Below are 24,490 nucleotides of genomic sequence, written 5' to 3'. Positions count from 1 at the left end.
ATTTACCTCTTCATGGGTGTCTTGTGCGACGAGTTTACATCGCTGCCCGGGCGGGCTTCTTCTCTCGTGGTTTCACTTCAGTGAGTGCAGGAGTGGCGGAGGCGCCTGACTGACGATCCATCCAGGAATCCAGCAGGCTCTTTTTGAAGCGCCAGCGATTTCCCAGTTTGAAAGCCGGTACAAACCCCTCCGACGCGTAACGGTACAGCGTGTCACTGCTGATCCCCAGATAACCAGCAGCCTGCCGGATATCCATGACCTCTCGCAAAACTGTCTCAGCGGAGCTACGCATTGGGTTGGCTTTCTGACGCGGGGTTAGGGCGGGGAAGGTCAAGTCCTGCCCAGCCCCATACTTGTACCCCTTTTATGGCAGCCAAGACAAGAGAAATTGTCGCGAGAGAGGACAGCACGAACTTCGAACCCTGATCTTTTCACGGAAGGTAGTAGAAGGGATTTGGAAGTTTCACGCTGTGCAGCGCCATCGGTTCGCCCTGCAGATCGTTCCACTGGTCGCCCATGTTCAGCAACAAGGTATAGCCGTCTGCTTTGATTCTCGCCCGCTCCGCCGCCTTGTAAGCGCCTGTCGACGCATAGACGATGCCGGGCTGCTTGAGCGACAGATGCTTCCACCCGGCGTAGCCGGCGGCGGTCAGATTTGCTTCCGTCGCCGCCCGCTGTGCCTCCGGCCTACCCGTGATGAAGAACACCGAGACACCCAGCTCCTGCGCCCGTTTTGCCAGCCGAACGGTTCCTGCGATGGGGATCACGGCCTCGTTTGAGACGATCCATTTTTCCCATCTGTCGGGAATGTAGCCGAAATCCTCGGCGACCGCCTCACAATAGCTGGAGAGCGATGTCTCATCGATATCGAGCACCAGCGCGAGCTTCGCTCCCCTTGGCGATGCCTTGACACCGTCCTCCAGAGCGTTGAGCGCCCGCTTCGTCTGCGCGTCAAGATCCGTCCAGTAGCAGCCCGCGTCACCCGTGCAATCCGCATAGTCGCGGAGTGCGTAGCGAAGTACGCCGATGTTGCCCAGTGGCTCCGGCGCGAGGATTACGGTGGGATCTGCCGCAGCCTGCTCCTGGACCGCGAGCATCTGGGATGCAGTGGGATGAGTTGGTGCCCTGCGAAGATTCGGGCAGGTCGGCGGATGCCCCGCAGCCTGCGCATGGGCTACCGAGCTCCAGATCATCGCTAGCGTAAGCACACCTGTGAGTGACCGTCTCATTCAGCCTCCGCACCCGTGTAGAGCGCATCGATCTCCGAGGCATACTTCGCGGCGACGATACGGCGTTTCAACTTGAGGCTGGGCGTCATCTCGCCTGAATCCACAGTCCACTCATCGGGTACAAGGCGGAATCGCTTCACCTTCTCCCACGGCGAAGCATCGGCGTTCACGCGATCGAACTCCTGCTGGTATCGGGCAATGACCTTTGGCTCACGCACGAGCGCAGCACGATCAGCGGTACTGATTCCCTGCTCCCTGGCCCACTCATCCAGCGCCACAAGGTTCGGCGAGACGATGGCCGTGACGTACTTGCGGGTGTCTCCCTGCAGCGCGGCGAAGCCGATCAGCGGAGAGACCTTTAACTTGTTCTCAATGGGCTGCGGTGCAATGAACTTGCCGCTGACCGTCTTGATGAGTTCGCGCTTGCGGTCCGTGATGGAGAGGAAGCCCTCTGAATCCACGGCGCCAATGTCGCCCGTCCTGAACCACTCGCCATCCATCACGGCCGCGGTCTGCTCGGGTTTCTGCCAGTACCCCTGGAAGACGCTGGGACCGCGAACTTCCAGTTCGCCGTCCTCTGCGAAACGGACGTCGAGATTCTTCAACTTCGGGCCAATGGTGCCGAGCTTGTTTTTGCCGGGCAGGTTGACCGCGATCACTGGCGATGTTTCCGTGAGGCCATAGCCTTCGAAGATCGGAATGCCTGCATCCGCGAACCAGCGTGCCAAGTCGATGCCCAGCGGAGCGCCGCCTGCAACGAAGACCTTTACGCGGCCACCAAAGGCCTCACGCAGCTTGCTGTAGACGAGCTTGCTGGCGATCTTCCAGGCGATGGAGGACGGATCGCCCTGCGCCTGCGCCACCTTGTTGCGATGCTCGCCGCCCGTCTTGATCGCCCAGGCAAAGATCTTCGCTTTCAGACCACCGGCCTTGAGAGCCTTGCCCTCGGCCGACTGCCGCACTCGCTCATAGACTCGTGGCACCGCGACAAAAATGGTGGGCTTTACCGCGGCCATCGCTGGCAGTACGCGTTCCGGTCGGCTGACATACGCGAGCGTGACGTTCTCTGCGTAAAAGAGATAGTCGATGTGCCGCGCGGTGACATGCGACAACGGCAGAAACGAAACCATGAGGTCGTCTGCACCGAAGCGGAAAAGGTCTGTGGTCTCCGTGAGGTTCGATGCGATGTTTCCGTGTGTCAGGACAACGCCCTTGGCATCGCCGGTGGTCCCGGAGGTGTAGATGATGGTTGCAATGTCAGAGGGCTCGATGGCATTCAGCGTGGCATCGAACTCTGCATCACGCGTTCCCGGCTCATCGCCCGCGACCAGGTCTGCGAAGGCAATGTGCTGCCCGTTCGCTTCCATGACGACGACAGTCACATCAAGATCCGCCTTCAGTACCTTGGTGGCGAGGTCAGGCGTTGAAACAAAGACGATCTTAGCCCCGCTGTCGCGAAGCTGTGCGGCTGTCTGATCGGACGTAAGCGTCGGGAACATGGGAACATCGATGGCGCCAATGGCGAGACAGGCAAAGTCCGTCACGGGCCACTCCCATCGGTTCTCTGCGATCAGCGCGACGCGATCTCCTTTGTGAATGCCATGTGCAAGCAGCCAGGCCGCCAGGCGTCGTGTGCGCCAGTACAACGCGTTGCAGGAGATGGGTAACCACTGGTCGCCGCTGGGCGTAAGAATTGCGCGAGACTCGCCACGCGAGGTGGCATTCCGAAAGACATCGTTCAACGTACGCAGCTGCATGAACTCCCCTGCGGCGATGTTGATCGCCCACGGGCCATGCTACATCGGTGGTGTTGCTTGAGGGAAAACGCTGGGGGGGGCGTGACATCCTCGGGAGCTTGTCACGGCAGAGCTGGGCGCTTATCCTTCGCGGCCGGCAACAAGATCGGGTACCCCATTCTCTCGCGCTTCATCGCGAAAGAATGGGGTATTCGCACGTAATGTGAATTATGGTCTCTGCCGAACGGCCATACCCCACCCTTTGCTTCGCAAAGAATGGGGCACCTGGTGGGAGTTTTGTTCTTCTACACCTGCGGGATGGGAACCATGCGAAGGAACTTCTTCGAGTGGTTCTCCCAGTCGCCGAGGAAGCGGGCGGCGCGTGTGCTTTCGCTCTTAGCGCCATGTTCTTCCAGCAACGCTTTAAGTTCCGCCTGTGCTGCTTCGTCGGTTTCGCCGAAGGGTATGGCCTGCAGGAAGTCGGCGTGGTACCGCGTCTCCGAGAGTACGGTGCCATCCACGTCATAGAGCCACGCGATACCACCGGTCATGCCGGCACCGAAGTTGAGACCGATAGGTCCGAGCACGACGACGGTACCGCCCGTCATGTACTCGCACCCGTGATCGCCCACAGCAGCAACGACGGCGGTTGCGCCGGAGTTCCGAACGGCAAAGCGCTCACCAGCCTGCCCTGCAGCGAACAGCCTTCCGGCCGTTGCGCCGTACAGTGCGACATTGCCGAGAAGGACGTGCGCTCCGCTCTGCGTCTTTGCGAGACCACGTGCACGGATGGCGATCTCGCCGCCGCTGAGGCCCTTGCCGACGAAGTCATTCGCTTCGCCCGTCAGTTGCAGCTTCATGCCTTCCAGGGCGAAAGCACCGAAGCTCTGGCCAGCCGTACCGGTGAGCTGGATGGTCACATCCGGCACCGGCATGGGCGATTCTGCCCTGGCCTGCACGAGAGAGATCTCGCCTGCAATCCGCGCACCGACGGCACGATCCTTATTGGAGATGTTGCCGGTGACCGTGTAGGACTCGCCTTTCTCGAAAGCAGCGACGGCAGGTGCGACCCATTCATCATCCAGAGCAGGTTCCATCTCAGGACGATCGTTACGGATGCCGTCCCACTTGCGCGGGCCGTTGCCCTCCTGCACCAGCATGGGCGACAGGTCCAGGCCGCCGTCGAAGCGTACCTGCTCCAGCAGGTCGACACGGCCGATGGCATCTTCGATGGAGGCCAGGCCATAACGCGCAAGCATGGCCTGCAGGTCGCCGGAGAGCTGTTCGAAGAAGCGAACGACGTGTTCGGGCTTGCCACGGAAGCGTGCGCGAAGCTCAGGCTTCTGCGTCGCGATGCCCGTCGGACAGGTGTTCAGGTGGCACTGACGCGCCATGTCGCAACCAAGCACGACGAGGACTGCGGTGCCAAAGGCGTATTCATCCGCACCAAGCAACGCTGCGATCAGCACGTCGCGAGCGGTGGAGAGACCGCCGTCCGTACGCAGGCGGACGCGTCCGCGCATGCCGTTCGCCATCAGCGTCTGGTGCGCTTCGGCAAGGCCCAGTTCCCACGGATTGCCCGCGTACTTAATCGAGGACAGCGCAGCCGCGCCGGTACCGCCGACGTTGCCGGCAATAACGACGTAGTCCGCATACGCTTTTGCTACACCCGCGGCGACCGTGCCGACGCCGCAGCTGGAAACCAGCTTGACGCCCACGGCAGCCCGAGGGTTCACACGCTTCAGATCGTGGATCAACTCCGCCAGATCTTCGATGGAGTAGATGTCATGGTGCGGCGGAGGCGAGATCAGCGGCACGCCGGGCTGCGCGTGGCGCAGACGGGCGATGAGGCCGGTGACCTTGTGTCCGGGCAGCTGACCACCCTCGCCGGGCTTTGCGCCCTGCGCAACCTTGATCTCGATCTCTTCGGCGTGTGCGAGGTATTCGGCGGTGACTCCAAAGCGGCCGCTGGCAACCTGCTTGATCTTGTTGTTCAGGAATGAGTGGACAGCCGGAGCTTCCACCATCGGCTCAGCGACAGCGACGCCACCTGCAGAGGGCTTGCTGACGAAGACGGATGCCTCGCCCGGCTGCGGCACACGACGGTTGCCGGGGTGCGGACGGTAGACATCCGAGTCCTCGCCACCCTCGCCCGTGTTCGATTTGCCGCCAATGGTGTTCATGGCGATCGTGATGGTCGTGTGCGCTTCGGGGCTCAGCGAACCGAGTGACATGGCCGAAGCGATGAAGCGCTTCATCATGGAGCGCGGCGCTTCCACCTTTTCGAGATCCAGTTCAGGCCCTGCCGGACGAATCTCCAGCAGTTCACGCAGAACGGTTGGCGATTCCTTAGTGCCGACCGCGTTGGAGTAGATCTGGAAGGCTTTTGACTGGTCCTCGGGTAACGCGACGTTGCGGGCGGACCCCACGACGGACTGCAGTGCCTTTACATTCGAAGGCTGCCAGGCGTGCGGCTCAGCGACGTCGGCCTTGCGGAACTTGACCCAGCCGTAGTCCGGGAGGTCGATCTTCGCCTGCAGGTCGGGTGAAACAGGCGCACCCCACAGAGTGCGGATGCCATGCTCGATCTCGGCAAAGCCTGCGCCGCCGAGCGGTGCGGGGGTGTTCGGGAAGCAGCGATCGACGACTTCATTGGAGAGTCCGAGAATGTCGAACGGATACGCGCCGCGATAGCTGTCGACGACACTGACACCCATCTTCGACATGATCTTCGCGAGGCCCGCATCGAAGGCCTTCAGCATCTTCGTTTCGGGTACCTTCGCATCGCCGTCAGGACCGGCAGTTGCACGTGCTGTCTCCAACGCGAGCCATGGACAGACGGCGCCCGCACCGTAGCCAATGAGGACAGCGGCGTGATGCACATCGCGCACATCGCCCGCTTCTACAGCGATGCCGGTTGCAGTACGGAGGCCAGCCTTCACCAGTGCGTGATGCACCACGCTAACTGCGATCGCCATGGGGATCGGCAGGAGTTCAGCGTCAGCATTGCGATCACTGAGCAGGAGGATTTCAACGCCCTCTCTGACCAGTTCGACCGCGTTGTTACAGAGTGCCTCGACGCCCACTTCGAGCGAGAAGCGCGAGGAGAAGACACACTTCAGCTCACGCATGCGCAGCGTGTCGCTGTGAGGGTACTTGCCCTGGCGCAGCGATTCCAGCTTGCCGATGGAGAGGAACGGGGATGCCAGTGCCATGCCGCGCAGCGATGCCTGCTTGTTGAGCATGTGCGACCAAGGGCCAAGGCGTGTGTGCAGCGAGACAACGATCGCCTCACGCAAGGGATCGATGGCGGGATTAGTCACCTGCGCAAAGCGCTGACGGAAGTAGCCATAGACGGGGCGCGGCGTTTTTGCAAGGTAGGCCAGCGGCGTGTCATCGCCCATGGACCACACGGCGTCCTTGCCGTCGGTCGCCATGGGGGTCAGAACCATCCGCACGTCTTCCTTGGTGTAGCCAAAGTTACGCTGCGACTTGGCGATGGCTTCGAAGTCCGTGGGGGGAAGGTCGACCCACTCGGCACTAATGGTGGTGTCGTCGATGAGGGCGGCGTAGCTACCGTCTGCGTCAAAGAGATCGAGCAGTTGTTCGTTCTCGTAGATCTTCTTTTCCTGCAGATCGACGACGATCATCTGGCCCGGTCCAAGTCGGCCACTGTGAATGACTGTCTCCGGATCAAGGTCGACGAGGCCTGCTTCTGAGCCGGCGACGACGAGGCCATCCGTGGTGATGGCGAAGCGGCAGGGACGCAGGCCGTTCCGGTCCAACGCGGCGCCGACGTAACGGCCGTCAGTAAAGCCAAGCGCGGCGGGCCCGTCCCACGGCTCCATGGTGTCCATGTGGTACTTCAGGAAGGCTGACTCCCGGCCAGCCACGGCGGGCGGCAGAAGCACGCGAATCGCTTCAGCGACCGTGCGGCCGTTGTGCAGCAGCAGCTCAACGGTTTCGTCGAGTGAAGTGGAGTCTGTGCCGTCCTTCGTCAGGATGGGCTGGCACTCCGCCGGCAGCGTGGAGTAGCGTGCTTCCATCCGTGCGCGGTTGCCCCACACGGTGTTGATCTCGCCGTTGTGCGCCAGCGTGCGACCGGGCTGTGCGCGGTGCCAGGCGGGAGTGGTGTTTGTTGCGTAGCGCTGGTGAAAGAGGGCGAAGGACGTGGTGAAACTTTCGTTCTGCAGGTCCGGATAGAACTCAGGCAGCAGACGGCCGCTACACATGGACTTATAGACCATGGTCTTCGACGAAAGCGACGCAACATAGCCAGTGACCTCACCAGCTTCCAGCCTGCGCTCGAAGGTCTTGCGAGCGAGGTACAGCTTGCGTTCGAAGTCTTCCGGAGCTCCTGTGACCAGAACGTGCTGAATCTCGGGCATGGTGCCCAGCGCGATCTCGCCGAGGATTTCGGGCTTAACCGGCACGTCGCGCCACTTCAGGACGGTGATTCCCTGCTCTGCGAGGCAATCATCGAGCACGACGCAGGTGTTCGCATCCTTCTCGCGCACGAAGACAACGCCGACGCCGAGCGGCTGGGCATCGTCCAGCGTCACACCTGTCTCGGCCAGCAGCAGCGCTCGCGGCACGGCAGACATAATGCCGACACCGTCGGAGCTCTTCCCATCCGCAGCCACAGCGCCGCGATGGGCTAGGCGAGCGAGTGCGGTCAGCGCGTCCGTAAGAACTTTATGCGAGGCAACATTGCCGGAGTCCGCGACAAAGCCCACGCCACAGGAGTCGCGGTCGAAGCGGGAATCCACAAGGGAGCGCACCGGCTTACGGGCGCTCACACCTTCGGATCGGGAGGTCGATAAACACGTGTCCATAGCTCATTCTACTGCGCGACGGGCGCTGTTTCACGCTGACGCGACGGTCTTTCTGTAAGGATTCCTAACTGTTCCCAGTGTTTGCTGGATGACAGCGGGTACTGCTGCTTGACGGAGGGTTCTGTATATTTATACAACTTAATGTATAGTTATGCATCGGCAGATTCGCGCCGCGCATCGTATTTCCAGCCGTTAATCGGCTCTAAACTTTTCGCTTCCGCCCCTCACCAAAGGTAAACGGCGGCACCAACCCTGGGCAGACCCTTTCCGCATGAAACAGCAACGACATACCGCCATTCGTGACCTGCTGGTGACCACCACCGTCCTCAGCCAGGACGAGTTGCGAAAGAAGCTGGCGAAGCGTGGATTTACCGTCACGCAAGCCACGCTGTCACGCGATATTCATGAGCTTCATGTTTATAAAGGACCGAATGGATATGCGCTGCCGGGCAATATGGAAGAGGACGACGATTCTCCCGGTATTGCTGAGACGCTCCGCAACTATGGCCTGGAAGTAAAGCAGGCTCAAAATCTGCTGGTGGTGATTACGACGACAGGCTCGGCCCAGCCCGTTGCGGCCGCCCTGGACTACGAAGATTGGCCGGAGATGATGGGCACCATCGCCGGAGATGACACCGTGCTGGTGATCTGCGCGGATGCAAAGCAGGCCGCGGTGCTGAAGTCGCGGATGGAAGGTTTGATCGGGTGAGCCACTTTGCCGTGGCGAGTGAGCCGTTGGCGACCCTCGCAAAACTACCGAAGCCCCACGCACGGACGGCTGTTGCCGGGGTGACAGGCTATGCCGGCGCGGAACTTGCGCGCCTGTTGTTGAATCATCCGCGTTTGAACGAGACGCAGCCGGTCTTCCTCGGCCGCATGGGCGCTGAACCGGATGGCACGACCATCTATGACCTGCATCCGCAGATCGCGAAGAACGATGGCAAGCCCGCGCCGCCGGTGGTTCCTTTCGCGTGGGAAACTTTGCGCAAAAATGGCACAGAGATTCTCTTTCTCGCATTGCCGCACGAGCAGTCGCGGGAGTATGTCCCGCATGCGCTTGCTGCGGGCCTGCGTGTAATCGACCTGTCGGGTGCATGGAGACTGCATAATCCCGCGAATGCGACCGTCTACAAGCTCACAGATGCTGACCCTGCACTCGCCGAAGCCATCCAGAACCGGGCGGTGTTCGGCTGCCCCGAGCTTCACCGGGACGAGATTGCGGGAGCCGACCTGGTCGCAAATCCAGGGTGCTACTCCACCTCCATCATCCTCGCGCTGGCGCCACTGGTCCGAGCCGGTGTGGTTGACGTGGAGCACGGCATCATCTGCGACTCGAAGAGCGGTGTCAGCGGCGCGGGTAAGGCGCCGTCGGCGAAGACGCACTACATGTATGCGGCGGATAATCTCTCGGCCTATGCGGTCTTCGGGCACCGGCACACGGGCGAACTGCTGGAGCAGCTTGGACTTACGAGCGACCAGATCCAGTTCACGCCGCACCTGCTGCCCGTTCCCCGCGGCATTCTTTCGACGATCTATGTCCGCCTGCGCAGCAAGACTGATGCGGTGACCGTCGAACAGACGTTGCGCAATTTCTATACCGGCAGCCCCATGGTGCGTGTGCACCGATCTGGCGATCTGCCGCAGATACAGAATGTCGTGCGAACCAGCTTCTGCGATATCGGATTTGAGCTGGCGCCGGACGGCAAGCGATTGGTACTGGTTTCGTGCCTCGACAACCTCCTTAAGGGTGCTTCGGGCCAGGCGGTACAGAACATGAACGTGATGTGTGGTTGGAAAGAATCGGAGGGACTCCTTTGAAGTATGTCGTGAAGCTCGGGGGTGCCGCGCTGGAAAAGCCGGAACTGCTGCACGCCATTGGCAAGGCCATCGCAGACCTGGTTGCGGATGGTCATCAGGTAGCCATCGTCCATGGCGGCGGTGTGCAGTTGACGAAGACGTTGAAGGCGATGGGCAAGGTGAGCGAGTTCATCAGTGGTCTGCGCGTGACCGATGCAGAGACGCGCGATGCCGCGCTGATGGTGCTGGCAGGTCGCGTGAATAAGTCTCTGGTGGCATCGCTTGGACAGCAGGGACAGGCGGCCGTCGGCATCTGCGGCGGTGATGGACACGTTTTCCGCGCGCGTAAGAAGAAGACCACGCCCGACCTCGGGTTTGTGGGTGAGATTGCCGCGACCGATCCGCGCTGGCTGGACGCCATCTGGAAGATGGGTGCGGTCCCGGTCATCAGTTCCATGGCGCTTGGCTTTGACAGTGAGTACTACAACATCAACGCAGACGAGATGGCAGCCGCGACGGCAATCGCAACGAAGGCCGATGCACTTGTCTTCCTGACGGACGTCCCCGGCGTCAAGGGTGCGGACGGCCAGGTGATGCGATGGCTGACCCTGAAGGAGATTCCGCAGCTCGAAAAGCAGGCTGTGATCAGCGGCGGTATGTTGCCGAAATTAAATGCCTGCCGCGATGCCCTGCTGTCCGGCGTGAAGCGTGTGCGCATCTTACCAGCAGAGTCTGCAACGGTATTACCCGACCTGATCAGTTCACGGGTCAACGACGGAACGGAGGTCATGGTCGCATGAAGATCGAGAACATAAAACAGGACGAAACAACCATTGGAGGCGGAGCGGACATGAAGCTTGTCGCAACCCAGGCTGCGGAGCAGAAGCTGCTGTTGCAAACCTATGATCGCCACCCGATTCTGCTTACGCGCGGCGAAGGTGTGCACCTGTTTGACGATGCGGGCAACAAGTATCTTGACCTGCTCAGCGGTATCGGCGTCTCGGCGCTCGGTTATGGTCACGCCGCAATCACCAGGGCCATGACGGCGCAGGCTGCAACGCTGCTGCACACGTCGAACCTCTTCTACCACGATGGCACTGCAACGCTTGCTGTAAAGCTGACGGAACTGACCGGCATGGATCGCGTCTTCTTCTGCAACAGCGGTACCGAAGCATGGGAGGCCGCGCTGAAGCTGGCACGCGCCCATGCGGGCCTTCTGCGCGCTGAGGGTAAAACCATCGGCACCCGCTTTATAGCTATGGAGCACAGCTTCCACGGCCGCACCATGGGTTCGGTCGCGACCACACACAAGCTGAAGTATCGCGAGCCCTTTGCGCCCGTGATGCCGGATGTGATCTTCGTTCCGTTCAACGAAGTTGATGCACTTCGCGCTGCCTTCACAGACGATGTGTGCGCCATTGCATTGGAGTGCCTGCAGGGCGAAGGTGGCATTCATCCCGTCTCGCAGGAGTTCCTGGCAGCCGCCCGTGAACTCTGCGACTCCACCGGTGCCCTGCTCCTCTGCGACGAGATCCAGAGCGGCATGGGACGCACTGGCAAGTGGATGTCGTACCAGCACTACGGTATCCAGCCAGATGTGACGACGCTGGCGAAGCCCCTGGCGGGCGGTCTGCCGATGGGAGCAATGCTCTGTACCGAGGAAGCCGCGCGCGCCATCACTCCAGGCATGCACGGCACCACGTTTGGCGGCGGACCGCTGGTCTGCGCCGTTGCCATCGCCGTCATCGACGAGATCAACCGCGCCAACCTGCTTGCTCACGTGAGCGAACTGGGCTCGTACTTCGTCGAAGAATTGCGTGGTCTGGCGAAGGAGCACGACTCCATCGTCGAGGTCCGTGGAACGGGCTTCATGATCGGTGTCGAGATTCAGTCGGCGGAGTTGGCGAAGGAGTTGGCGGATCGCATGATGTTCGAGCGCCACATCATTCTGAACCGTACCAGTGAAACGGTTCTGCGCTTTCTGCCGCCCTTCCTGATCACGAAAGAGCACGTCGACGAAACCATTGCTGCTCTGGGCAGCCTTCTGCAGGAAGCAAGCGCGGCGCAGACCGTCCTTGCCGGAGAACAAGTACATGGATAGCAAGACTGTTGTGATGAGTCCGAGCGGCACAGATCTGCTCGACATGCCGAAGCCGAAGATCGCACTTGGTATTCAGTCGGACGCTGTATTCACGGAAGCGGCCAAGACGCTTCGCGGACGCGATCTCTGTTCCATGAGCGACCTCACGGTTCATGAACTGGCAGCGCTGATGGAGCTGGCACACGCGGTCAAGGCGCATCCGGAAGACTTCCGCCATGCGCTGGAAGCCAAGCAGATGGTCATGATCTTCGAGAAGGCATCGCTGCGCACGCGCCTGACCTTTGAAGCTGCGATCAATACCCTGGGCGGCAATGCGCTCTTCGTCGATCAGACAGCTTCACCGCTTGGCGAGCGTGAGTCCCTCGCAGATGTGGCGCATAATCTCGAGCGCTGGATGAACGTGATCGTGCTGCGGACTTATGCGCACGATACCGTGACGGAGATCGCCGAGATCAGCAAGGTGCCAGTGATCAACGCACTGAGTGACTATGAGCATCCCTGCCAGGCCATCACCGACTTCCTCACCATCGAGGAGCGTTTCGGATCGGCCGAGGGCATCAAGTTCACTTATGTCGGGGACGGCAACAACGTCTGCCACTCGCTCATGCTGTGCGGCGCCCTGCTGGGTGCGCACATCACCATTGCAACGCCGAAGGGTTATGAGCCGAAGCTGGACATTATCCACAAGACCATGGCGATTGCAGAAGAGACGGGCAGCACGCTGACCCTAACGCACGACGCCGTGAAGGCTGTAGAAGGCGCGGACGCGATCTACACGGACGCCTGGATCTCCATGGGCCAGGAGAACGAGACGATGCGGCGCACGCCCATCTTCAAGCCCTATCAGGTCAATGAGTCGCTGATGTCGCATGCGGCCAGCCACGCTGTCTTCATGCACTGCCTGCCCGCGCATCGCGGACAGGAGGTGACGGATGCGGTCATGGATGGCGAGCAGTCGGTGGTCTTCGACCAGGCGGAGAATCGCCTGCACGCACAGAAGGCATTGTTGCTGATGCTGCTGGGTGGAGCGAAGCGGATCCCGCGCGATCGCGGCGTGAACGGCAAGCGCCGTCGCACGCTCGCCTAAGCGCTTTCGCATACACTGAAAGTCTTGAATCAACCCAGTCCGGCGTGCGCAACGATGGCGCGCCGGACTGCAGCACGCTTAGGAAGGCTCCACCGAATGTCCGTCATCCTCGAAACGCTTCCCACTGGCCAGAAGGTCGGCATCGCCTTCTCCGGCGGCCTGGACACGTCAGCCGCACTCCACTGGATGAAGCAGAAGGGCGCCGTCCCATACGCCTACACCGCCAACCTCGGCCAGCCCGATGAGACCGACTATGACGCGATTCCCCGGAAGGCGCTGGAGTACGGCGCAGAGGCGGCTCGCCTGATCGATTGCCGCGCGCAGCTTGTACGCGAAGGCATCGCAGCGCTGCAGGCAGGTGCGTTCCATATCACCACGGCAGGCGTAACGTACTTCAACACCACGCCCATCGGACGTGCTGTAACCGGCACAATGCTTGTGACGGCGATGAAAGAGGATGACGTCAATATCTGGGGTGACGGCTCGACCTACAAGGGCAACGACATTGAGCGTTTCTATCGCTACGGCCTGCTGGTGAATCCGAACCTGAAGGTCTACAAGCCATGGCTGGATGCTGCGTTCATTGACGAGCTCGGCGGCCGCAAGGAGATGTCGGAGTTCCTCATCCGCTCGGGCTTCGACTACAAAATGTCGACCGAGAAGGCTTACTCGACGGATTCGAACATCCTGGGCGCAACGCATGAGGCCAAGGATCTTGAATACCTGAATAGCTCCATGAAGATCGTCTCGCCCATCATGGGTAAGGCCTTCTGGCGCGACGATGTGGTCATCAAGGCGGAAGAAGTGACGGTCCGCTTTGAAGAAGGCGTTCCCGTTTCACTGAATGGAACGGAGTACAGCGACCCCGTCGAATTGATGTTGGAAGCGAATCGCATCGGCGGCCGTCATGGCCTTGGTATGAGCGACCAGATTGAGAACCGCATCATCGAGGCGAAGAGTCGCGGCATCTATGAGGCTCCTGGCCTCACGCTGTTGTTCATCGCGTATGAGCGCCTGATCACCGGCATTCACAACGAAGACACCATCGAGCAGTACCGCGAGAACGGTCGCAAGCTGGGCCGACTGCTGTACCAGGGCCGCTGGTTCGATCCGCAGGCGCTGATGCTTCGCGAAGCGTCGCAGCGCTGGGTTGCGCGTCCCGTCACGGGCGAGGTGACACTGGAACTGCGCCGTGGCAACGACTACTCCGTTCTGAATACGGAGAGTCCGAACCTGACCTTCGCCGCAGAACGCCTCTCGATGGAGAAGACCGAGTCGAATTTCTCGCCGCGCGATCGCATCGGCCAGCTGACCATGCGCAATCTCGACATCACGGACACACGCGCCAAGTTGCAGACGTACGCGGCATCGGGTTTGATCAATCTAAGTAAGGGCTCCGAGATGCCACAGCTCAAAGGTTCGGAATAGACATGTCGAACGAACCCACCAAGATGTGGTCCGGCCGCTTTCGCGAGCCGTTGAACAAGGCCTTCGAGCGGTGGCAGCGGTCGTTTCCGTTTGACTGGCGCCTGATTCCTCAAGAGGTCGCTGCAAGCACCGCGCATGCCAAGACCATCGCGGCTGCGGCAATTCTTACACCGGGGGAACTCACGCAGATCGTCGACGGACTGCGTGCGATTGGTGACGACTTCGCAGCAGGAAAGCTGAACACCGCTTCTGATGTGCCAGAAGATGTGCACCACTTCCTTGAGCTTGAACTTCAGAAGCGTGTTGGCACAGTAGCGCTGAAGCTGCATACCGGCCGCTCGCGCAATGAGCAGATCGCGACCGATCTTCGGCTGTATGCGCGGGATGCGATCGACCGTGCCATTCAGGATCTGACGTCGTGGGCCGCTGCGTTGCTGGACCTTGCGAACACCACGGGCGAGCACGCGATGCCGAGCTACACGCATCTGCAGCGAGCGGAACCGGTACTCGTTTCGCATTGGTTGATGGCGTACTTCGAGATGGCGATGCGCGACATCTCGCGCTTCCAGGATGCTCGCGCGCGCATGAACTTCTGTCCGCTTGGCTCTGGTCCAATCGCGGGCGCAACTCTTGCGCTGGATCGCACGATTGCTGCTCGTGAGCTTGGGTTTACCGCGCCGACGCCGAATAGCATGGATGCCACGAGCGATCGCGACTTCGCGCTGGAGTTTGCGCAGGTGGCCGCGACCATCGGCCTGCATCTGTCCCGCTTTGCGGAAGAGATCACGCTGCACGCCACGGCTGAGTTCGGCTTTGTCGATCTGCCAGAAGCCTTCAGTACCGGTTCGTCCGCCATGCCGCAGAAGAAGAACCCCGACCTCACGGAGCTTGTTCGTGGCAAGAGCGGACGCCTACTGGGTGCAGCGACGACGTTTGCCACCATCCTGAAGGGCTTACCGCTGGCTTACAACAAGGACATGCAGGAGACCCAGGAAGCGACGTTTGAAGTGGCCGAAACGCTTGCCGGTATGCTGCCGCTGATAGCGCCGTTCACTGCGGCCCTGCGCTTCCGTTTCGATCGCATGGAGGCGGCTGCGCAGTCGGGCTACCTGAACGCCATGGCCGCTGCGACCTACCTGGTGTACAAGGGTGTTCCCTTCCGGACGGCGCACGAGAAGATCGGGAATGCGGTTCGCTTCGGCCTGGATACCGGGCGCGAACTGGATGAGCTTTCCGTCGCAGAGCTGAAACAGTTCGGCGATGAGTTCGGTGACGACTTCCATGCGGCCATTACGCTGAAGGCGACGCTGGATTGCCACGATGTCATCGGTGGCACCGCCGTCCATCGTGTGCAAGAGGCGCTGGCTCAGGCACGCGCTCGTGTAGCCGCACTTCAGGAAGCGCCAGCCGAAGCGGTATCCTTGGAGAAGGTCGAACATGCCCTCCTCTAGCGTCCGTAAGGCGCGGCTGCAGGATGCCGCGAACATCTTTGAACTCGTCAACTCGCTCTCCGGCGACGGCACACTGCTGCGCCGTCAGTACGCCGAGATCTGCGAGAACGTGCGTGACTTTCACGTCGCTGAGAGTGAGGCCGGCATCTTCCTCGGCTGCGGGGCGCTGCATCTGTATGGTCCGCACCTGGCTGAGGTTCGTTCGATCGTGATGAAGCCGGAAGCAAAGGGACAGGGCGCGGGTGGCCTGCTGATCAAGGCACTGCTCGATGAGGCCGAGGAGCATGGCATCCAGACGGTCTGTCTGTTCACGCGCATCCCGGACTTCTTCTTCCGCTACGGTTTCCGGACAACGATGGACCGCACGGCGCTGCCGGACAAGATCTACAAGGACTGCCAGAAGTGCCCGAGGCTGCATGCATGTGACGAAGTCGCGATGCTGCGCGGACCGGTCCCGCGTGTTGCCGTACTCGGACCTGCGAAGATCAATCAGCCGGAGCTGGTACCGCTGCAGATTGCTTTTACCGGCGCGGACCACTAAGCAACGATTGCAACTGACAAAGGCCCGGAGCGATCCGGGCCTTTGTCAGTTATGTTCGAAGAATTACCAGGCGTGAAGAAAGCCATCGCGTTCTGCAAGGTTCACGCGCACGCCAAAGAGATCAAAGAGTCTCTCTTCGGTCAGCATGTCTGTGCGTGAGCCGTCGCCGACGATGCGGCCGTCACGCATGAACAGGACACGATCGATCTCGGGGACGATGTCTGCGATGTGATGTGTGACCAGGATGATGCCAGTCCCATCCTGTGCCAGGTGCCGCATCGTCTGGCGCAACTCCGCCTGCGCGGCCAGGTCGAGTGCGTTGGATGGCTCGTCAAGCAGCAACATGCGTTCGCTGGCGACGGGACCGCTACCAACGAGAGCACGTGCGATGAGGACTCGCTTCTGCTGTCCCGCGGAAAGTTGACCGAGCGGTCGATCAGCGAAAGCCTCGGCGCCGACCTGCTTCAGAGCGATTGCGGCAGTCTCCCGCATGGCATCTGTGACGATGAGGTTGGGCCACAACGTGGCGGATGAGAAGAAGCCTGTGAGGACCGCATCGAAAGACGTGGTGTGGAGCGCGCTCTTGCTGGGGGGCTCGCAAGTGACGACGCCAAGTCTTCGGCGCAGCTCGGTTAAATCCCAGCGGGCACGGCCGAAGATCTCGATGTGCATACCGGGCGTGATCAGCGGATAGATTTCGCATGTCATCGTCTTGATGAGTGTCGACTTGCCGCAGCCATTCGGACCAAGGATAGCGACGCGTTCGCCGCGGCGGATGGAGAGGCTGACGTCGTGCAGCACAGTGGCGTTGCCGCGTGCGATGGAGACATGCTGGAGCGACAGGAAGGTCGCTGCATCGGTTTGAGACAAGTTGCTTGCTCCGGCGAATCGCATGTTGCGCCCGATGCGCGAACCCGCTCGCTTTCTTTCAGTGTAATGATCAACGCGTGCGAGAGGGCGCATCAGAAGAGGGATGAAGCACGCCATCATCGTCGGCAGCGGGCCAAATGGACTGAGCGCAGGAGTCGCACTGGCGCGTGCCGGCGTGCGTGTCACGGTGCTTGAGGCAGCAGAGACCATTGGCGGCGCCGTTCGCACCGAGGTGCTGACGCTGCCCGGCTTTCTGCATGATGCCGGAGCAGCCGTCTTCCCTCTTGGCGTCGCCTCTCCCTTTCTACGAACGCTGCCGCTCCAGGAGCATGGCTTGCAGTGGATCGAACCGGACGTGCCGCTGGCGCACCCGCTACCGGACGGCGATTGCGTAGGACAGATGCATGATCTCAATGAGACTGCGGCGCTGTTGGGAACGGATGGCGATGCCTGGCGTTCGCTAATGGCTCCATTGGTCAAGGCATGGCCCGGCCTGGTGAGCGATGGCCTCGCGCCGCTGCTCCATGTGCCCGCGCATCCATTTCTGATGGCTCGCTTCGGATTGACGGCGCTGCAGTCGGCGACTCGAGCGGCAAGCACCCACTTCAAGACGGAACGCGTACGAACGATGTTCGCGGGTCTTGCCGGACACTCGAATGTGCCGCTGCATTTTTCTGCGAGCGCTGCGCCGGCACTGGTGTTGGCAGCCGCAGCCCACGCGACAGGATGGCCCATCGCGCGCGGCGGAGCGCAATCTATTACCGACGCCCTCGCATCGTTACTGCGTTCCATGGGCGGCGTCGTCCACACTGGCAGCCCCGTCGAGACGCTGCGCGACCTGCCGAAGCATGACGCAGTACTACTCGACATCACGTCGCGACAGTTTCTACGGATAGCTGGCGACAGCCTGTCAGCGAAGCAGCGCGAACCTTATCAGCATGTGCGATTGAGTCCCGGAGTCTTCAAGTTGGATTGGGCGCTCTCCGCGCCGATCCCCTGGCGTGCGGATCTTGCTCGACGTGCTGGAACGGTACATCTCGGGGCCAGCTTCGATGAGATCGCGTCCTCGGAGGTTAGCGCGTGGGAGGGCCATGAATGCGATCGTCCGTATGTGCTGCTCTCCCAGCCAAGCCTGTTCGACTGTACGCGCGCACCTGCCGGCAGGCACACCGCATGGGCCTATTGCCATGTTCCCCACGGCAGCGCGGCAGATTACACCGCACGCATCGAAGCCCAGGTCGAGCTGGTTGCGCCGGGCTTCGGCGCCACGATCCTCGCGCGTCACACGCGAGCGGCTCCGGCCATGGAGTCCTGGAACGCGAACCTTAGCGGCGGTGACATCAGCGGGGGTGCCATGACGCTGTCGCAGATGTTTCGCCGTCCCACGCTGCCGCCGTATGGCACCCCCGTTCAGGGCGTATACCTTTGTTCCTCTGCAACACCCCCTGGCGGTGGCGTCCACGGCATGTGCGGATGGTTCGCAGCCGCAGCCGCGGCAAAGCACATGGGAATCTCACTGCCTTCCCTGCCACGATGAGCCGGAGCACACGTGACTTCGTCCATCCATTAGAGTTACCCGTAGAAGGAGCGTGGATGCTTCGAGAAATCTGCGCCGGCCTGCGGGTCGCGCTTGCCGCATGTGTTCTCGCTCCTTTGGCGATGTACGCGCAGGAGACGATGCCTGCGAGCAGCTTCCGGGATAGTGTCGGCGTCAACGTACACCTTGCCTCGCAGGATTCGGCCTATGGCGACCTCCTGCGTGTTCGTACGGCAATAAAGCAGCTGGGTGTAAAGCATGTGCGCGATGGCCTGTTGAACTCCAACGTGGAGGACTACTACACGGGCCTGACGCTGCTGGCGCGCGACGGTGTTCATTCCCTGCTGTACACGGATCTCTCCCAGACATCCCAGATGTTGCGCGCCTTCCCATCGCGCGTCCCTGGATCCCTTGAAGGAATCGAGGCACCGAACGAACTGGATGCCGCGAGCGATAGCTGGCTGAAGGAAGTTCGCGAGGCGCAGCAACAGATCACGCAGGCTACCAGCGGAACACAGCTGTTCACCGTTGGACCATCGCTGACGCGGCGCGCATCGTTCGGAGAGTTCGGCACTCAGCCTTGTGGTTGCACCTTCGGCAATCTGCACAACTACTTCGGTGGTCGAAATCCCGGCACCGCTGGCCGCGATGATGCCGGCACGGGATCGTATCCGTGGACGTTAGACCTGGCGCAGACCGCCTTCGGTTCGCAACCGCTCATGACGACAGAGAGCGGCTACATCGCGGACCCCGGGATGGCGAATGGAATCCCAGAAGACGTCGCGGGCAAGTACACGGTGCGGTTACTGCTGGAGCAGTTTCGGCATGGCATTCGGCGAACTTACCTCTACGAGCTAATCGACATGGACGTGCCGGACCGTGGCATCCGGGACCACGACGGCCTGATGCGCGCGGACTTCTCGCCACGGCCCGCATACACTGCAGTAAGCGCCTTGATGAAGCTGCTGCAGGAGACAAGCGTTGCCGTTGCCAGTGAGGCAGACGCAGCGGCGCAGGACGTTGTGCCGGTGACGTGGACGGTGAATGGTGGCGATGCCGCGCTGCATCACCTGGCTCTGCGGAAGGCAAACGGCGACACGATTCTGCTGCTGTGGCGGGAGGTCCCCAGCTATGACGTTGCAACGAAGAAGGTGTTGCCGGTGACGCCGGAGTCCGTAACAGTGACCGTCGAAGGGAATACGATGCCATCGGTGCTGCACTTTGCAGCGAACGGGCTCCTGAAGCCGTCAGCAGTGGAGCGGAGCAGAAAGATGAACCTGGCCATCGACGACGCGCCTACCGTGGTGGTTCTGCCTGCGGCACAGCGGGTCGTGCCAGCACCTGCTCCGCGGTCGCAGCGGCGCACTCCGACACGCTGAGCGACAAGGCCCCTACATGCTTCGAGCATGCAGGGGCTCGTCATCGTATTGGTTACATCGATGCGGGTACAACACCACAAGCGATGCGCTTGCCAGAAGCACCTGCGGGATCAGTCATTTCATCGTCGGCAGACTCGTGGACCACGATCGCCTTGCCATAAATGGAGTTCGGTTCGCCCGGCTTCAGCGTGACGTCGGTGCTGGTCAGCTTGAAGGAGCCGTGGCCGTCATCCATGATGGTGATGCTGCTCGGAAAGTCGCCGGCGTGATGACCCATGGGATTTTTGAAGCCATGCTTCTTGGAATCCGGGTTCAGATGGCCACCGGCATCCGTGAAGTCCGGAGCCGTACAGGATCCACCCGCGTGAACGTGGATGCCGTGCTGGCCGGCAGGCAGGCCGTGCAGCATGACGTTCAGCGTTACGGTCTTGGCTTTCTCCGTAATCTCAATCTCGCCAACCTCCGCGCCCTTGGAATCCTTCATGGGAACGGTCAGGGCCTTCTTCGGTGCTGCCATCGCGACGGTGCAGCCGCCGATCAGACAAAGAGTTGCAATCCACTGCTTGCGCATGTACTTCCTCCAGATGCTGTGTTCACGAGATAAGACAAGAACGGGAAGCCGTCGGATGCCCGGCTTCCCAGTTTTCGTGCGGCCATTGCGGCTGCCTACTGACCAACCATAGCGGAAAGCGAATCGATGAAGGTCGCCTCATCATTCAACGACTGCACCAGAACACCGAGTTGTTGGGTGGCCTCTTCGTAACGGCCAGCCTCAACGGCCTCACGCACACCCGGCAGCGTGCTTGCGCCGTAGCCGGTGAAGGTGCCCGGGGCGTAGATTAGATGCTTCGTCCACGGACGGCCCGGCAGGCCGGCTTCGCTGATCAGCTTACGCTCGCTGACGGCCAGGCCGTCGTTTAGCGCCTTACGTTTCGCGGGCGACAGCGTTGCAGCCTTCGCCTCCATCGATTGGTAGCGAGCAGAGGCGGCGCTCAGCTTTGCCACCGCGGCGTCCAGCGCCGTGAAGTCCATGCTGGGAGGCATTGACAGCGCAGGCGGTGCGGAGACGGGGTTCTTAGGGTCGTTTGCAAGCGTGTAGGCACCGCTCTTCAGCGCGTGCGTCCGTGCGGTCGATGCCGCCTGCAGCGACTTCACCTCGGACTTCAAGCTTGCGACGTAACCGTTGACAGTTAATGACAGTTCCGTAAAGTTATATGGCATCACGTCCGCATCGGCGATGCGCATGACGATGGTGCCGGCGGTCTGCGCGAACAGCTTGCCGTAGACCTCTTCCTTATCGGCGAAGTGGTCCCAGTGCCAGGGAGTGTCATACGCGGAGTGGTAGGTACCGCCGCGATCCTCGCCACCGAAGCCGATGTTGACGGAAGCAACACCCAGGTGGTCGATGAAGCCTGCGAAATCGGAACCGCTGCCAGCAGGTCCGAACTCGATGGTTGCGCGCTCCGCTGTGCCTTCCTTCGCGGCCGCGCCACGTCCCCGTCCGACACTCTGCGCTGCCTTCTGGCGATCCCAGACGGACTTGCCCGTCTCAGGATCGGTCATCTCGTGCGCAACATCATTCACCATCAGCTCAAGGCTCTGGGATCCGCTGCCGCCGAAGTAGCCGCGACCGTTCTCGTCGCTGTTGATGTACACAGCGCCATGCTTGGTGAGTTGGTCCGCATGCATCTCTGCCCACTCGGTCGATCCCAGCAGACCTGGCTCCTCACCATCCCACGCTGCATAGACGAGTGTGCGCTTGGGCGACCATCCCTGCTTGTGCAGTTCGCCCAGGGCGCGCGCCTCCTCCAGCAGGGCCGACTGGCCGCTGATGGGATCGTCGGCGCCATTGACCCAGCCGTCGTAGTGATTGCCGCGGACGACCCACGTCTCAGGCTCTTCACTGCCCTTCAGGGTGGCGATGACGTCCAACACGGGCTTGGTACCCCAATCCGACTGGATCTTCAGGTGAACCTTCGCTGCGGTGGGACCGAACTTGTAAGTCATGGGCAGACCGCCGCGCCATGCCGCCGGAACCGTGCGGCCGCCAAGCTGTTCCAGCAGCGGCTTCGCATCACCCCACGAGACGGGGATTGTCGGGATCTGCACAATGACCTTGCTGTCCTTGATGTCGAGGCGCTTGGTGCCGGGAATGGAGGGCTCGCCCGGCGTCAGCGGATCTCCGGCGTAGATGGTGGTGTCTGCAACAGAGCCGCGCTGCACACCCCACTCCGGCCGCATGGGACCTGCGGGGATGGACTCTCCCTGGCCATACCCATCGTCAGCGGGATCGGAGTAGATGATGCAACCGACGGCACCGTGCTCATACGCCAGCTTGGGCTTCAGACCACGCCAGCCGCCACCGTAGCGCGCGATGACGATGGCACCCTTCACACTGATGCCATTGCGCTCGAGCTCTTCGTAGTCCGAGAGCATGCCGTTGTTCACGTAAACCAGAGGTGCGGTGACATCGCCATCCAGGGCATAGATGTTATACGGCGGAATCGCCGGGCTCTTGTCCTGCGTGTACGGATCTTCGGCGACTACCGGCTCTTCAAGTTTCGCCTTGTACGGCTTGCTGCCCAGCAGCTCAAGGACGCGGACCTTGGGCGTGGGATACAGCACATCGAACTGCTCGATCTTTGCGTCCCATCCCCACGACTTGTACTGTGCCACCATCCATTCGGCATTCGCACGTTGCGCGGCAGAACCTACGTTGTGCGGGTGTGCGGCGAGGCGATGCATGTTGTCGACGATGTTTTTCGAAGTAGGGATCGCGAGAAACTTCTTCTCCCACGTGCGTTCCGTCGCTTCCGTCTGCGGTGTGAAGCCTAGAAGCGGTTTCTGTGCCTGCTGGGTAATGGCGGAGATGGGCAGAAGAAGGGCTAGGGATGCTGCAGCAATACGACGCATGAAACGGACTCCTTAGACAGCGACGGCAGAGACTAAGGGACGGTGTCCGACGCGACGGCCCGGACGGGTCCATCGTCGATCAGGCACTCCCCTTGCAGGACAGGCACACACGATTGAGTTGCAGGTGACACAACCAATGTACCAAGGCATGAGGGTTGGCTGTCAGGGTATGCCTTGCTGTGGGCTTCCCTGCAAGGTCTAAAGGTTCGCCTCGGCGATCGCCTGCTGCAGCACCGCGAGATCGCCTTCGACCACCGAGCCATGTCCGCAGGCGTAGCGTCGAACGTCGTAGTTGAGAAGCTTGACTGCGGTCTGCTTTGCCGTGGCCCGGTCTGAGAAGGCCTTCATCGGGAACCACCAAGGTGCCCATCCGGTGATGCGTAGCCCGCCGATGGTCGCGAGTTCATCACCGGCATAGAGTGTGCCGTCACGCTCGTCCAGAAAAGCCAAGTGCCCATGGATATGGCCGGGCGTGCTGATCGCCAGCAAAGAACCCACCCGGTCTCCATCTTCCACGAAGAAGCTTAGCTTCGATGCGATACCCGGCAGACCACCGCGCGCAGGACCCGTCTCTCCCGGACGCAGAGACTTGTCCGGCGGTTGGTGCAGCAATGGGACGATCCTCTCACTGCCCCCCAGCGGAACGTCCGGCATCTTTGCGATCAGCGCATCGACGCTGCCCACATGATCGACGTGCGGATGCGTCAGCAGGATGCGCTTGATGGGCATAGTGCCTGTGGCCTTGAGGATCTCATCCGCCGAGCCTTTCAGGCTCGCATCAATGAGCGTGTAGCCAGCGTCCTCACGGACCAGGTAGCAGTTGACGAAGCCAAGACGGGTGAGTTGCAGGCCGTGTTCGCCGACGCGTGTGATCCTCATGCAGTGCAGTGTACTTCTCTCTGGATTCGATATTGGACCGCATCGTTCCGCGCGATGGCGCTAGATGCTGAGTGGCGGGCCTAGTCGCTCCAGGCCATACTGGCTCAGCACGGATGCATCGGTAGGGAGTTTGCCGGTTTTCCCGAACTCGCGGAAGAAGGCCTCCATGTTTCCGGCTGGCGTAAAGGCAATCAGCAGCTTGCCGGGCGAGTCACCGGTCTGGGCCCAGACGTGGGGAATCTTGCGCGGCATCAGGATCGAGTCGCCAGGATGCAACGTGAACTTCTGCGTCCCGATCTCGACGCGGAATTCCCCTTCCATCGCATACAGCCATTCATCCTGAGCCGGATGCACATGCCGGAAGGGTCCGCCCTTGGCAAGGTTGTTGTGCTCCATCACGAACATGCCGCCGTCAGTCTCCGCGGCGGTCGCCTTGAAGAAGATCTTGCTGAAGCCCAGGGAATGGGCTTCGCCCAGGATGTCTGCGCCCGCCGAAACGGTACGCACATCGCTCGTTGTCGGTGTGGACTGCGCCAGCATGAGCGATGGTGCAGAAAGCATACTCAACTTCACAAAATCCCGTCGCTGCATTTTGATCTCCCGGTGGTGGCCGCTGCTTGATGTGCGAACAGCTTAGCCATGCCAAGGGGAATATGACGTGATGTTTTTGTTTCTTTTTCCTTAGAGTGGGGATTGCCGATGCATTC

At 61.1% G+C, this 24,490-nt stretch carries 19 protein-coding genes; 10 read left to right on the top strand and 9 right to left on the bottom strand.

The genetic code is table 11. The features are described 5' to 3' along the window. Positions 1-34: 34 nt before the first annotated feature. From BLW03_RS19360 to BLW03_RS19345, 4 genes are all read right to left on the bottom strand, one after another. The gene (locus BLW03_RS19360) at positions 35-292 is read right to left on the bottom strand and encodes a helix-turn-helix domain-containing protein (RefSeq protein ID WP_074655606.1); all 258 of its coding nucleotides are present in this window, start codon (positions 290-292) and stop codon (positions 35-37) included. Positions 293-431: 139 nt separating this feature from the next. After that, positions 432-1,229, bottom strand: a complete 798-nt coding sequence (locus BLW03_RS19355; protein ID WP_074655605.1) for an HAD family acid phosphatase — start codon at positions 1,227-1,229, stop codon at positions 432-434. Beyond that, on the bottom strand, positions 1,226-2,986 hold the full coding sequence (locus tag BLW03_RS19350) for an AMP-dependent synthetase/ligase (protein ID WP_074655604.1): 1,761 nt from the start codon (positions 2,984-2,986) through the stop codon (positions 1,226-1,228). Before BLW03_RS19350 ends, BLW03_RS19355 begins: the two co-directional genes overlap by 4 nt. Before the next feature lie 284 nt (positions 2,987-3,270). Further along, a complete protein-coding gene (locus BLW03_RS19345) occupies positions 3,271-7,800 on the bottom strand; it encodes a glutamate synthase-related protein (RefSeq protein ID WP_074655603.1) in 4,530 nt (1,509 codons plus the stop codon). Between the two features lie 271 nt (positions 7,801-8,071). On the opposite strand from BLW03_RS19345, the gene BLW03_RS19340 reads away from it, so the two are divergent. The 8 genes from BLW03_RS19340 (at position 8,072) to BLW03_RS19305 (ending at position 16,205) form a co-directional block, all read left to right on the top strand. Further along, positions 8,072-8,509, top strand: coding sequence for an arginine repressor (locus BLW03_RS19340; protein ID WP_074655602.1), 438 nt, complete (start codon positions 8,072-8,074; stop codon positions 8,507-8,509). Then, positions 8,506-9,618 (top strand): N-acetyl-gamma-glutamyl-phosphate reductase, encoded by a 1,113-nt coding sequence (gene argC / locus BLW03_RS19335; protein WP_083350668.1) that lies wholly within the window; start codon positions 8,506-8,508, stop codon positions 9,616-9,618. The genes BLW03_RS19340 and argC overlap by 4 nt, the downstream gene beginning before the upstream one ends. After that, positions 9,615-10,397, top strand: a complete 783-nt coding sequence (gene argB / locus BLW03_RS19330) for an acetylglutamate kinase (protein ID WP_074655601.1) — start codon at positions 9,615-9,617, stop codon at positions 10,395-10,397. Before argC ends, argB begins: the two co-directional genes overlap by 4 nt. Continuing rightward, complete coding sequence (locus BLW03_RS19325) at positions 10,394-11,698, top strand: aspartate aminotransferase family protein (protein ID WP_083350667.1); 1,305 nt, start codon at positions 10,394-10,396, stop codon at positions 11,696-11,698. Before argB ends, BLW03_RS19325 begins: the two co-directional genes overlap by 4 nt. Further along, on the top strand, positions 11,691-12,785 hold the full coding sequence (gene argF, locus BLW03_RS19320) for an ornithine carbamoyltransferase (RefSeq protein WP_074655600.1): 1,095 nt from the start codon (positions 11,691-11,693) through the stop codon (positions 12,783-12,785). Before BLW03_RS19325 ends, argF begins: the two co-directional genes overlap by 8 nt. A gap of 96 nt (positions 12,786-12,881) precedes the next feature. Next, positions 12,882-14,213, top strand: a complete 1,332-nt coding sequence (gene argG, locus BLW03_RS19315) for an argininosuccinate synthase (protein ID WP_074655599.1) — start codon at positions 12,882-12,884, stop codon at positions 14,211-14,213. 2 nt (positions 14,214-14,215) lie between these two features. Further along, positions 14,216-15,664 carry an argininosuccinate lyase gene (gene argH / locus BLW03_RS19310; protein ID WP_074655598.1) on the top strand — a complete coding sequence of 483 codons (1,449 nt, stop codon included), beginning with the start codon at positions 14,216-14,218 and terminating at the stop codon, positions 15,662-15,664. Beyond that, positions 15,651-16,205: a GNAT family N-acetyltransferase gene (locus tag BLW03_RS19305; protein ID WP_074655597.1), complete on the top strand. Its 555-nt coding sequence runs from the start codon at positions 15,651-15,653 to the stop codon at positions 16,203-16,205. Before argH ends, BLW03_RS19305 begins: the two co-directional genes overlap by 14 nt. Positions 16,206-16,268: 63 nt before the next feature. Here the strand turns inward: BLW03_RS19305 and BLW03_RS19300 are convergent, their stop codons facing one another. Next, complete coding sequence (locus BLW03_RS19300) at positions 16,269-17,099, bottom strand: ABC transporter ATP-binding protein (RefSeq protein ID WP_074655596.1); 831 nt, start codon at positions 17,097-17,099, stop codon at positions 16,269-16,271. A 79-nt stretch (positions 17,100-17,178) separates the two neighbouring features. Here BLW03_RS19300 and BLW03_RS19295 point away from each other — a divergent pair, with 79 nt between their 5' ends. Together BLW03_RS19295 and BLW03_RS19290 are read left to right on the top strand one after the other, a co-directional pair. Further along, positions 17,179-18,612 (top strand): phytoene desaturase family protein, encoded by a 1,434-nt coding sequence (locus tag BLW03_RS19295; protein ID WP_074655595.1) that lies wholly within the window; start codon positions 17,179-17,181, stop codon positions 18,610-18,612. Positions 18,613-18,668: 56 nt separating this feature from the next. Beyond that, a complete protein-coding gene (locus tag BLW03_RS19290; protein WP_074655594.1) occupies positions 18,669-19,991 on the top strand; it encodes a hypothetical protein in 1,323 nt (440 codons plus the stop codon). 52 nt (positions 19,992-20,043) lie between these two features. Here BLW03_RS19290 and BLW03_RS19285 read toward each other — a convergent pair whose 3' ends face one another. The 4 genes from BLW03_RS19285 to BLW03_RS19270 all read right to left on the bottom strand — a co-directional run bounded on the left by BLW03_RS19285 (position 20,044) and on the right by BLW03_RS19270 (position 24,344). Continuing rightward, positions 20,044-20,562, bottom strand: a complete 519-nt coding sequence (locus tag BLW03_RS19285; RefSeq protein ID WP_074655593.1) for a superoxide dismutase family protein — start codon at positions 20,560-20,562, stop codon at positions 20,044-20,046. Between the two features lie 95 nt (positions 20,563-20,657). Then, positions 20,658-22,904 (bottom strand): transferrin receptor-like dimerization domain-containing protein, encoded by a 2,247-nt coding sequence (locus BLW03_RS19280; RefSeq protein ID WP_074655592.1) that lies wholly within the window; start codon positions 22,902-22,904, stop codon positions 20,658-20,660. 198 nt (positions 22,905-23,102) lie between these two features. Then, on the bottom strand, positions 23,103-23,783 hold the full coding sequence (locus BLW03_RS19275; protein WP_074655591.1) for an MBL fold metallo-hydrolase: 681 nt from the start codon (positions 23,781-23,783) through the stop codon (positions 23,103-23,105). A gap of 60 nt (positions 23,784-23,843) precedes the next feature. Beyond that, complete coding sequence (locus BLW03_RS19270; RefSeq protein ID WP_170835088.1) at positions 23,844-24,344, bottom strand: cupin domain-containing protein; 501 nt, start codon at positions 24,342-24,344, stop codon at positions 23,844-23,846. Positions 24,345-24,490: the final 146 nt, after the last annotated feature.

Source organism: Terriglobus roseus (genome assembly GCF_900105625.1).
In the GTDB taxonomy this organism is placed as follows: domain Bacteria; phylum Acidobacteriota; class Terriglobia; order Terriglobales; family Acidobacteriaceae; genus Terriglobus; species Terriglobus roseus_B.
This window is presented reverse-complemented; position numbering and strand designations above follow the sequence as displayed.